At 57.5% G+C, this 10,126-nt stretch carries 10 protein-coding genes and 1 tRNA gene; 6 read left to right on the top strand and 5 right to left on the bottom strand.

Going from position 1 to position 10,126, the window contains the following annotated elements:
* The first annotated feature begins 72 nt into the window (after window positions 1–72).
* The 6 genes from plsX to AC2FNB_RS14195 all read left to right on the top strand — a co-directional run bounded on the left by plsX (window position 73) and on the right by AC2FNB_RS14195 (window position 4,486).
* Entirely contained in the window at window positions 73–1,173 is a 1,101-nt protein-coding gene (gene plsX / locus AC2FNB_RS14220; RefSeq protein WP_480749961.1) for a phosphate acyltransferase PlsX, read from the top strand.
* A gap of 19 nt (window positions 1,174–1,192) precedes the next feature.
* Complete coding sequence (locus AC2FNB_RS14215; protein WP_496747327.1) at window positions 1,193–2,164, top strand: beta-ketoacyl-ACP synthase III; 972 nt, start codon at window positions 1,193–1,195, stop codon at window positions 2,162–2,164.
* Between the two features lie 96 nt (window positions 2,165–2,260).
* Window positions 2,261–2,563: an integration host factor subunit alpha gene (gene ihfA / locus AC2FNB_RS14210; RefSeq protein WP_480601149.1), complete on the top strand. Its 303-nt coding sequence runs from the start codon at window positions 2,261–2,263 to the stop codon at window positions 2,561–2,563.
* A gap of 18 nt (window positions 2,564–2,581) precedes the next feature.
* Entirely contained in the window at window positions 2,582–3,211 is a 630-nt protein-coding gene (locus AC2FNB_RS14205) for a MerR family transcriptional regulator (protein ID WP_480749959.1), read from the top strand.
* Window positions 3,212–3,271: 60 nt separating this feature from the next.
* Window positions 3,272–3,348, top strand: a tRNA-Pro gene (locus AC2FNB_RS14200).
* 58 nt (window positions 3,349–3,406) lie between these two features.
* Window positions 3,407–4,486, top strand: coding sequence for a 2'-deoxycytidine 5'-triphosphate deaminase (locus AC2FNB_RS14195; RefSeq protein WP_496747325.1), 1,080 nt, complete (start codon window positions 3,407–3,409; stop codon window positions 4,484–4,486).
* A 243-nt stretch (window positions 4,487–4,729) separates the two neighbouring features.
* Here the strand turns inward: AC2FNB_RS14195 and scpB are convergent, their stop codons facing one another.
* The 5 genes from scpB to argS form a co-directional block, all read right to left on the bottom strand.
* Window positions 4,730–5,389, bottom strand: a complete 660-nt coding sequence (scpB, locus tag AC2FNB_RS14190) for an SMC-Scp complex subunit ScpB (protein WP_496747323.1) — start codon at window positions 5,387–5,389, stop codon at window positions 4,730–4,732.
* The gene (locus tag AC2FNB_RS14185) at window positions 5,382–6,176 is read right to left on the bottom strand and encodes a segregation and condensation protein A (RefSeq protein WP_496747321.1); all 795 of its coding nucleotides are present in this window, start codon (window positions 6,174–6,176) and stop codon (window positions 5,382–5,384) included. The genes scpB and AC2FNB_RS14185 overlap by 8 nt, the downstream gene beginning before the upstream one ends.
* A complete protein-coding gene (gene nagZ, locus AC2FNB_RS14180; protein WP_496747329.1) occupies window positions 6,166–7,173 on the bottom strand; it encodes a beta-N-acetylhexosaminidase in 1,008 nt (335 codons plus the stop codon). The genes AC2FNB_RS14185 and nagZ overlap by 11 nt, the downstream gene beginning before the upstream one ends.
* On the bottom strand, window positions 7,170–8,246 hold the full coding sequence (locus AC2FNB_RS14175; RefSeq protein ID WP_480749954.1) for an SPOR domain-containing protein: 1,077 nt from the start codon (window positions 8,244–8,246) through the stop codon (window positions 7,170–7,172). Before AC2FNB_RS14175 ends, nagZ begins: the two co-directional genes overlap by 4 nt.
* 88 nt (window positions 8,247–8,334) lie before the next feature.
* Window positions 8,335–10,080 carry an arginine--tRNA ligase gene (gene argS / locus AC2FNB_RS14170; RefSeq protein WP_496747319.1) on the bottom strand — a complete coding sequence of 582 codons (1,746 nt, stop codon included), beginning with the start codon at window positions 10,078–10,080 and terminating at the stop codon, window positions 8,335–8,337.
* Window positions 10,081–10,126: the final 46 nt, after the last annotated feature.

The following is a 10,126-nucleotide window of genomic DNA, read 5'->3' as shown; positions in this document are numbered from 1 at the left end:
GTCGTCGCTCAGGCCGACGAAATCGACCTGGACGAAGACGCGGCCTAAGCCCGTTCGAGTGCAGGCCACCACATGACGGCTCAGCCAGATCAGACCGGTTTCAGGAACGGACAGATCATAATCTCGGTTGACGCCATGGGCGGGGACGCGGGTCCTTCGGTCGTTGTGGCGGGCATCTCGATTTCGGCCAAGAAGAATCCGGAAATCGGATTCATCCTGCACGGTCCGGAAGAGCAGCTGCGCAAACTGGTTGCCAAACGGCGTGTCCTCGAGGGACGCGTCGTTTTTCGTGATTGTACCGATGTCGTCACGATGGAGGACAAGCCAAGCCAGGTTGTGCGCAACGGCAAGCAAACCTCGATGTGGTCAGCGCTCGACTCGGTTCGCGAGGGCGAAGCACATGGCGCCGTGTCCTGCGGCAATACCGGTGCGCTCATGGCCCTGTCCATGATGCGGCTGCGCAAACTGCCCGGTGTGAACAGGCCTGCCATCGCGATTCTGTTTCCGTCGCGAAACCCGCAGGGGTTCAACGTCATGCTCGACGTGGGCGCGGATGTTAGGGCGGACGCCAAGGATCTGTTGCAATTCGCGCTCATGGGCGCCTCTTACGCCCGCAACGGCATGCGCCTGTCACGCCCCCGGATCGGACTGCTGAACGTCGGCACCGAAGAGCACAAGGGCCGCGCCGAGTTAAAAGAAGCGCATGGCCTGATCGCAGAGTTTGCCGAGCAGGCAAATTTTGAATTCGCCGGTTTTGTCGAAGGCAGCGATATCACCGGCAAACGGGCCGATGTGATCGTCACTGACGGCTTTACCGGCAACGTGGCGATCAAGACCGGCGAAGGAACGGCCAGTCTGATCGGCGATCTCTTGAAAGAAGCGTTCAAATACTCTCCGCTGTCCCGTCTGGCGTCAGTTCTGGCGATCACGTCACTGCAGCGGTTGAAGAAAAGAATCGACCCGCGCCGCGTCAACGGCGGCGTGTTCCTGGGTCTGAACGGAACAGTCGTAAAATCTCATGGCGGTGCGGATGCGACGGGCGTTTCCGCAGCGGTGAAACTTGCGTTCACGCTGGCAAAGTCCGGATTCTCGGAAAAACTGGCGGCTCGGGTTGCAACAACCTCGGAGCTTGCTCAAGATGACGGTCAGGCAGCTTCGCAGGCTGGACAATAACAAAAGGCGGTAACCGGGCATGGCAAGCCGAGCAGTAGTAGTAGGTGTCGGGCATTATTTGCCGGAACGCGTGGTCCCAAATTCGGAATTCGAAGTGACACTGGACACGTCGGACGAGTGGATTCGCACCCGCTCGGGGATCGAGCGCCGTCATTTTGCCGCCGAAGGCGAAACCACGTCGGATCTGGCGACTTGCGCAGCCGAGGCCGCATTGAAGGATGCGGGACTGACCGCTGAAGATATCGATGCCATAGTACTCGCCACGTCGACCGCCGACCTGACCTTTCCATCCGCAGCGACCATGGTGCAGGCCCGTCTGGGTATGACCAGGGGATTTGCCTTTGATGTCCAAGCCGTCTGCGCAGGTTTTGTCTATGCGCTCAGCAATGCGAACGCGCTGATCCTGTCGGGGCAAGCCAAACGCGTGATGGTCATCGGAGCCGAAACGTTTTCGCGAATCATGGATTGGACCGATCGTTCGACTTGCGTTCTGTTTGGTGACGGCGCCGGGGCAGTGATCCTTGAATCACAAGAAGGTGAAGGCACAGCAAAAGACCGGGGCATCTTGTCGACGGATCTCAACTCGGACGGACGGTACAAGGATCTGCTTTATGTCGACGGCGGAGTTGCAACACAAAACACCGGCTATCTACGCATGCAAGGCAACCAGGTGTTTCGCCACGCGGTGGATAAGCTGGCCAAAACCGCAGAAACCGCATTGGGCAAAGCTGGCTTGAGCAGCGCAGATGTAGACTGGATCGTGCCGCATCAGGCCAATATTCGCATCATTCAGGGCACCGCAAAGAAAATGGGCCTTCCAATGGAACGGGTTGTCGTCACGGTGCAGGATCACGGAAATACGTCGGCAGCATCCATCCCTCTGGCCCTATCCGTTGGTAAGCAGCGCGGACAAATCAAACCGGGTGATTTGATCGTAACCGAAGCAATCGGGGGAGGCCTTGCCTGGGGCGCCGTCGTCCTGAGATGGTAACAGGCGCGATAGCGCTTACACAGCCGCCCGCAATTCATTGATATTGACAGCGAATTTACCCTCCCCCTATGCTTTGCCAACAACAGGGGAAATGGCATGAGTGACAAAACACTGACTCGGATGGATCTGAGCGAGGCTGTCTTTCGCGAAGTCGGACTGTCGCGCAACGAAAGTGCACAGTTGGTCGAAAGCGTACTGGACCATATGTCTGACGCATTGGTGCGGGGCGAACAGGTCAAGATTTCGTCTTTCGGTACTTTCAGCGTTCGCGACAAGACCGCTCGCATTGGCCGTAACCCCAAAACCGGAGAAGAAGTTCCGATCCAGCCACGACGCGTGCTGACATTCCGTCCCTCGCATCTGATGAAAGACCGCGTCGCCGCCGGAAACCGCAAATAACTTCGGGATCGAGAGGACATGAGCAAATCTCCCGACGCATTTCGCACCATAAGCGAAGTTGCGGATTGGTTGGGGGTACAAGCCCACGTCCTGCGCTTTTGGGAAAGTCGCTTTTCTCAGGTCAAGCCAGTCAAGCGGGCTGGGGGACGACGCTATTACCGCCCCAATGATATGCAGTTGCTCGGTGGGATAAAACGGCTGCTGCACGATGACGGCCTGACAATCAAAGGGGTTCAGCGCATTTTGCGTGAAGAAGGAGTCGCCCATGTCGCACGATTGTCGCAAAGCCTGGATGAACCGGCGGTTCAACAGGCCTCGGCCAAGGGCAACGTAATACCCTTCATGGAACATGCGGACACCCGTCCGACGGCCACGCAAATGGACATGGACCTTGGGGACCCTCCCGCACCACGGCCTCCCCTCGGGAGCAATGCGTCGACCGGGCTTGCAGGTGAATTCAAGACTGAGGACGATACCCCAAAAGTTGCGGTTCATAGCGAGATCGAATCTGATGGCACGGAATCGGGAGTTCTGGCAAAACTTTGGTCGATCGATCGGTTTGACAAGAAAAAACTGGTCCTGATTGCTCCACTCGCGCGTGATCTGAGGGCATGGCTGGATAAGGTCGACAATCAGGCAGCGGGATAAGAAAAAGGCAATGTTTTTCTCTTGCTCCTGCCGGGAAAACCATTATGAACACCCCAACGTCGGGCTATGGCGCAGCCTGGTAGCGCGTCCGTCTGGGGGACGGAAGGTCGCAGGTTCGAGTCCTGCTAGCCCGACCAAATCACACCGACGTACCATATCCGCAGGCCAGAACATCTGGCCCACAGGGGGATCGGCATGACAGGCGTATGCCCGAACCAGCAAATCGAGCAGATGATCGAACGCGGCCAGATTGCCGCAACACACCCGATCCTGGCGGCGCAAGTGCAGCCAGCAAGTCTTGATCTACGTTTAGGAATAGTTGCTTACCGTGTCCGCGCCTCGTTTCTGGCGGGCGAAGGCAACACGGTCCAAGACCGGCTTGAAGAATTCGAGATGCACCGCATCGACATCAGCGATGGCGCGGTTTTGGAAAAGGGCTGCGTCTATCTGGTGCCGCTGATGGAATCGCTCGCCCTGCCCCCGGACATGAATGCGGTTGCAAATGCCAAGAGTTCTACCGGGCGACTTGATCTGCTGACACGAACCATCACCGACAGCGGCACCGAGTTTGACCGGATTGCATCGGGTTATGTCGGACCGCTCTATGCTGAAATCTGCCCCCGATCTTTCTCGGTTCTGGTACGTCCCGGGATGCGGCTCAACCAGATCCGGTTCCGTCAGGGTCAGGCGATCTTGTCTGATACCGATCTAAGGACGGTGCACGCCAAAACTCCGCTGGTGGATGGCCCTGCGGTTATTCAGGACGGACTTGGGTTTTCCGTTGACCTGCGTCTACCCAACACTGATTTGGTGGGCTATCGCGCCAAACCGCATACCGGGGTTATCGATTTAGATCGAATCGGTGCCTATGAGCCGTTGGAATACTGGGAAGAAGTGCGCAGCAAGGATGGGCGCATCATTCTTGATCCCGGCGCGTTCTATATTCTCGTCAGCCGCGAGGCGGTTCACATTCCCCCGATGTATGCCGCTGAAATGGCTCCCTATCTCGCCATGGTCGGCGAGTTCCGGGTGCACTATGCGGGTTTCTTCGACCCCGGTTTTGGACATGCGGCCGCTGGCGGTGCGGGATCACGCGGGGTGCTGGAAGTGAGATGCCACGAAGCGCCCTTTGTGTTGGAGCACGGTCAGGTTGTAGGTCGCCTAGTTTATGAACAAATGGCCGAGTTGCCGACCCAGTTGTATGGCGCGGGCATCGCGTCGAACTATCAGGGTCAAGGCCTAAAGCTGTCAAAGCACTTTAAGGCGCCGTTGTAACCTACTACGTTGACTTAAAAACGTATAAACTTCCGCATCTGGCGCGAAATGCGTTGTGCCTGTCGAAATTTCTGTTTTTGATCTCGCGAGAGCTTTTGTCTCGGCTGCGTCTTTTCAGCCGAGGTGGCTTGGTCATCCAATCTGCGGGTCGCGGCGAAATCGACCCCAGTGTCGACGCCACGCTTTAGCAAGTGGCGTATAGCCTCTCGTACAATCCGGTCAATCAACCTGTTCAGGTTCATGTCATTCCTCTTCGAAGAGTTCGGACTGCCCGTCCTCACCTTCTACTTCGTCCCGCCCTTCGCCTATGGGCATCGCTCCGGGTGGTGGACGATTTTCCAACAATCCAGCGGCGCGCAGTTCTTTCAGGCCCGGAAGATCGCGGGCGCTTTCAAGGCCGAAATGGTCCAGAAACTGGGGGGTCACCACAAATGTCACGGGACGACCCGGCGTCATACGCCGCCGGCCCAACCTGATCCATTCCATTTCCAGCAACTGGTCGATTGTTCCGCGCGAGACAGAGACACCGCGAATTTCCTCGATTTCGGCGCGGGTACAGGGTTGGTGATAGGCGATGATCGCCAGCATCTCGATCGCCGCGCGGCTAAGCTTGCGTGTCTCAACCGTTTCCTTCTGCATCAGAAAGCCCAGATCGGGGGCAGTTCGAATAGCCCAGGCCTCACCCACCTGAACCACGCGTACACCCCGTCCTTCGTAACGCTTTTTCAGTAACTCCAGGGCCTGGCTGGCATTACTTCCATGCGGCATCCGGGCTTCGAGATCGGCAATACTGACTGGTTCGGCGCTGGCAAAAAGCACCGCTTCGACCATACGTTCCTGTTCAGCCAAAGGAGGGGCATCGAACAGGTTCCCCGAAGTGTCATTCTGGGTCGCGTCAGTCACGTCGCTCTGTCCTCTTGCGCAATTGGATTGGGGCGAAGGTATCACTTTGGCGGATTTCCATATGCCCTTCCTTAACCAGTTCCAGAGAGGCGGCAAAGGTTGCCGCCGTTGCCGATCGGCGACGCATCGGGTCGGCGTTCCAACCGTTTGGTAAATAGCTGGCCATGTCCGTCCATGTGCCGGCAAAACCGATCAGCGGACGCATACGCTCCAACGCTTGTTCCATCGTGAACACCGCGTCGCGATCCATGACGAATGGGCGGAACTCATCACGGGTGCGAATGCGAGCATAGCCCTGCATCAGATCAAGCAGCGTCGCCGAATAACTGACCGTGCGGATACGTGTGACATCTTCACCCTGGCCGCGCCTGAAAAAGTCTCGTCCCAACTGGTCCCGGGCCATCAGCCGCGCAGCCACATCGCGCATCGCTTGCAAACGTTCAAGCTGGAACGCGAGATGGGCGGCCAGTTCCTCGCCCGACGGGCCTTCTTCATCAGGATCCGGGGGCAGTAGTAGCCGTGACTTCAGAAAGGCTAGCCATGCCGCCATCACGAGATAATCTGCGGCCAATTCAATTCGCAGTGCGCGGGCACGCTCCACGAAGGCCAGATATTGATGCGCCAACGCCAGAACCGAAATCTTGCGCAGATCTACCTTTTGCGTTCGCGACAAAGTCAGCAGCACGTCGAGTGGGCCTTCGAAGCCGTCGACATCAACGATCAACGCCTCGGCCGCCAAGCGATCCGTGACCGAGATCGTATCTTCGGTAAAAAGGTTATCCGACATACACCTGCCCGCCCATGAGGCGAGATAGTTCCGCCTCGGCGGCGTCGATGTCAAGTTCCTGCGGTGACTTGCGCATCGCTAGCGCCTGTTCGGCACGTTTTTGTGCGGCCTCCGTCATCTCTCCGGCGGCTTCCATCACCGCTGTACGTTCCGCGAGGGTTCCATTGCAGTGCAAAACCACATCACATCCGGCAAGGATCGCACGCCGGGACAAATTGCCCAACGAGCCATTGAGAGCCTTCATCGAGATATCGTCGGTCATGATCAACCCGCCGAAACCGATCTTTTGGCGAATAACCTCCATCATACGTGGCGAAATGGTCGCCGGCTCGTTGTCGATACGGTCATAGACCAGATGTGCAGTCATCCCCATCGGTAGATCGTTTAGCGCGCGGAAGGACGCGAAATCGGTTTGTTCAAGCTCTTCCAATGTCCGGCCTACATGGGGTAGGTCGAAATGGCTGTCCAAGGTCGCCCGGCCATGTCCAGGGATGTGTTTGACCACAGGCAACACGCCACCATCAAGATGGCCCTGCGCCACTGCGCGACCCAATCTCGATACGGTATCGGCATCGCGGCCATAGCAACGATTGAGCAGAAAAGAGTGTGTTTCAGGCTGTGCCACATCGACCATTGGCGCGCAGTTGCTGTCGATACCCAAGCCCATCAACTCGTGGGCGATCAGACGGTACCGCAGGTACATCGCGCGTTCCGCGTTATCTCCTGCCCGATCGGCATGATCCAGTGGCGGCAACCACTCCCGCGCAAGAGGCGCATGCAATCGCTGCACCCGACCACCTTCCTGATCGATGGTGATCGGGCAATCACGCCCCACTGCGTCGCGGAAATCACTGCACAAGGCACGGACTTGGTCTGCAGTATCAATATTGCGGGCAAACAAAATGAACCCGAACGGGTTCAGTTTGCGAAACCGCTCTTTTTCCTCAACCGTCAGGCGAAGACCTTCGGCATCGGTAATCGTGGCCCCGAATCTCACCGCACGGAAACCGGGATACAATCAGCCCCCTGTGCCACCAATGCCGCACAGAACTGACGTGAATCACTCAGATCCTCAAACCCCATTGCGCGAAGACGATAGAATGTCCGCCCGCCGCTCGAGGTTTTTTGAATAACCCTTTGCTTTCCATCCATATAGTCGCCGAAACGACCAAAAAGCCGGTCCCATTCAACCTGAGCAACTTCGGCGCTTTCATAAGCGCCAAGCTGTGCAAGTCGTGTTCCAACTGCCAAGGTATCGGGATCAACATCCAGACCTGCGGCGGCTTTGACCGCCGCGTTGATGGCGGCCTGGGTATCGCTGCTCAGCTCGGTCCCGCTTGGCGTGGCCCGCGCAGGCCGACGGATCGGTCGAAGAGATTTGCGCACGCCTGGCTCACTAAGCAGAGCGTTGTCGGGCTGGCTCGCGATCAGATCGGCAGGATCGATGGCCGGTTCCTCATCGGGCAGTTCGAGAGCGGCGAGTTGCAACTCGTCCTGTTCCAGTGCTTCCACCGGGTCTTCGTTGGTGCCCGACAACTCTGCAACCAAAGAATCGACAGTGTCCTGCCGCAGGTCAGCGGCTTCCTGATCAGAGATTTCTTCTTCGACCACCAGTACGGCGGGCGTGGGCTTCAGCAAGCCCATCGGCGCGTCTTCATCGACGAGCGAAACTGGTTTTGGAGCCAGGATGAGACGATCGGCAGGAGGCGCCGCGGACCCCTGCGCCGCAACTGTGTTGACCGCCAATCCCTGATGATCCGCCGGAGTGCCGCCCGGACTTTCGGGCTGGATTCGCATTGGCCCCTCAATCGCACGCACGACCGGAACGCCGCTGACATCACGCATCACCAGTTTGTAACCCCAGATGCTGATACCTGCGACCAGCGCCAGCGAGGCAACGGCACCAAGAACACTGACCATCCGGCCAAAACCGCCCGACGGCGGGAGAGCGTCCGAGAAATCGGAAATGTCCTGATAATCCGGATATTCCTCATCACCCGGAGAATGCATCTGATCCGTATGATACTCGTTCGCGGGGCCTGACAGCCCCGACTGATAGTAACTCGCCATATCCGCCTCACTGCCCGCATGCATCCAGCTCGGACGCGCGGGTCATTTCTTGCCTTGCTCCTCGGGCCGGCGGTTCGGGTGATATTGATTATCGCATCTCCTGCGCCGGCTTGACCCCAAGAATACCCAAGCCAGCCGAAATCACAACCGCAACGGCACGCGCCAAGGCTATTTTCGACTGGCTTGTGGCCACATCGCCATCCTGAAGGAAACGCAGCGAAGTTTCTTCGTTGCCCCGATTCCAGAGTGCATGAAAATCTCCTGCGAGTTCATAGAGATAGAACGCAATCCGATGCGGTTCATTCGTTCGCGCGGCAACTTCCACCAGACGTGGCCATTCGGCCATCTTTCTGGCCACTGCGAGCTCAGCCTCGTGATCGACCCGGGTCAAATCAGCAGCGACAAGTGTCGGAATGTCAGCCTGGATACCGGCCTCTTCGGCGCGGCGCAGTACGCTCATGATACGAGCATGAGCGTACTGAACATAAAACACTGGGTTCTCGCGGCTTTGTTCCAGCACCTTGTCGAAATCGAAATCCAAGGGAGCGTCATTCTTACGTGTCAGCATCACGAAACGGGTCACATCCGGGCCAACTTGATCTACAACGTCGCGCAACGTGACAAAATTCCCGGCCCGCTTTGACATTTTGAATGGCTCGCCATTCTTCCAAAGCTTCACCAGTTGGGTCAACTTGATATCAAGCGACACCTTGCCATCGGACAGGGCCGACACTGCAGCCTTCATCCGCTTCACATAACCTCCGTGGTCGGCGCCAAAGACATCGATCAGAGCGTCATAGCCGCGCGTAACCTTGTCATAGTGATAGGCGATATCCGGGGCGAAATATGTCCAGCTGCCATCCGATTTCTTGACAGGGCGGTCCACATCATCGCCATGCTCAGTAGATTTGAACAGAGTCTGTTCGCGTGGTTCCCAGTCCTCGGGTTTTTTTCCCTTTGGCGGTTCCAGTACACCTTCGTAGATCAGCCCTTTGCTGTCCAGCGACTCCAACGCCGCCTCGATCCGACCGGTGCCGTAAAGAGATTTCTCCGAGAAGAATACGTCCATCTCGACGCCGAGTTCTTTCAAATCGGCGCGGATCAGATCCATCATCGCATCGGTCGCGAAGTTTCGGATATCCTCCAGCCACTCAGATTCCGGACGATCAATCAGGCTGTCGCCATATTTGTCTTTGAGTGCCTCACCGATAGGGATCAGGTAATCGCCTGGATAAAGACCTTCGGCAATCTCGGGACTCAGCCCGTTGGCCTCGCGGTAACGTTCATAGGCCGACCGCGCCAGAACATCGACCTGAGCACCGCCGTCATTGATATAATACTCGCGGGTCACCTCATAGCCGGCATAGTCAAGCAGGCTAGCCAGCGCGTCGCCAAATACCGCGCCGCGTGTATGCCCAACGTGTAAAGGCCCGGTCGGGTTCGCCGAGACATATTCAACGTTAACTTTTTTGCCTTGCCCCATGTCGGAGCGCCCATAACCAGTCCCTTCAGACAGAATCGCCGACAAAACGCCTTGCCAGACCGATGACGCAAGGCGCAGGTTCAAAAAACCAGGGCCAGCAACTTCGGCATCGGTGATACGCACGTCGGAAACAAGTTTTGCAGCCAAAGCTTCGGCGATATCGCGCGGTTTCATCTTTGCTGGTTTGGCCAGCACCATCGCCGCGTTGGTCGCCATATCACCGTGTGCCGCATCACGCGGCGGTTCCACGGCGACATTGTCAAAGCTTAGTCCTTCGGGCAGCACGCCCTCGGATTGCATCTGTACCAGCGCGCCCAGAACGAGGCCGCGGATGTCGGAAAACAGGTTCATCGTGATGTCCTTTTGCTTGCCCGGCGGTTTATCACGCAAGACGACA

The sequence above is a fragment of the Ruegeria sp. BHSB058 genome (genome assembly GCF_059613285.1).
Note: the sequence above shows the minus strand (reverse complement) of the source record. Positions and strands in the feature narration are given on the sequence as shown.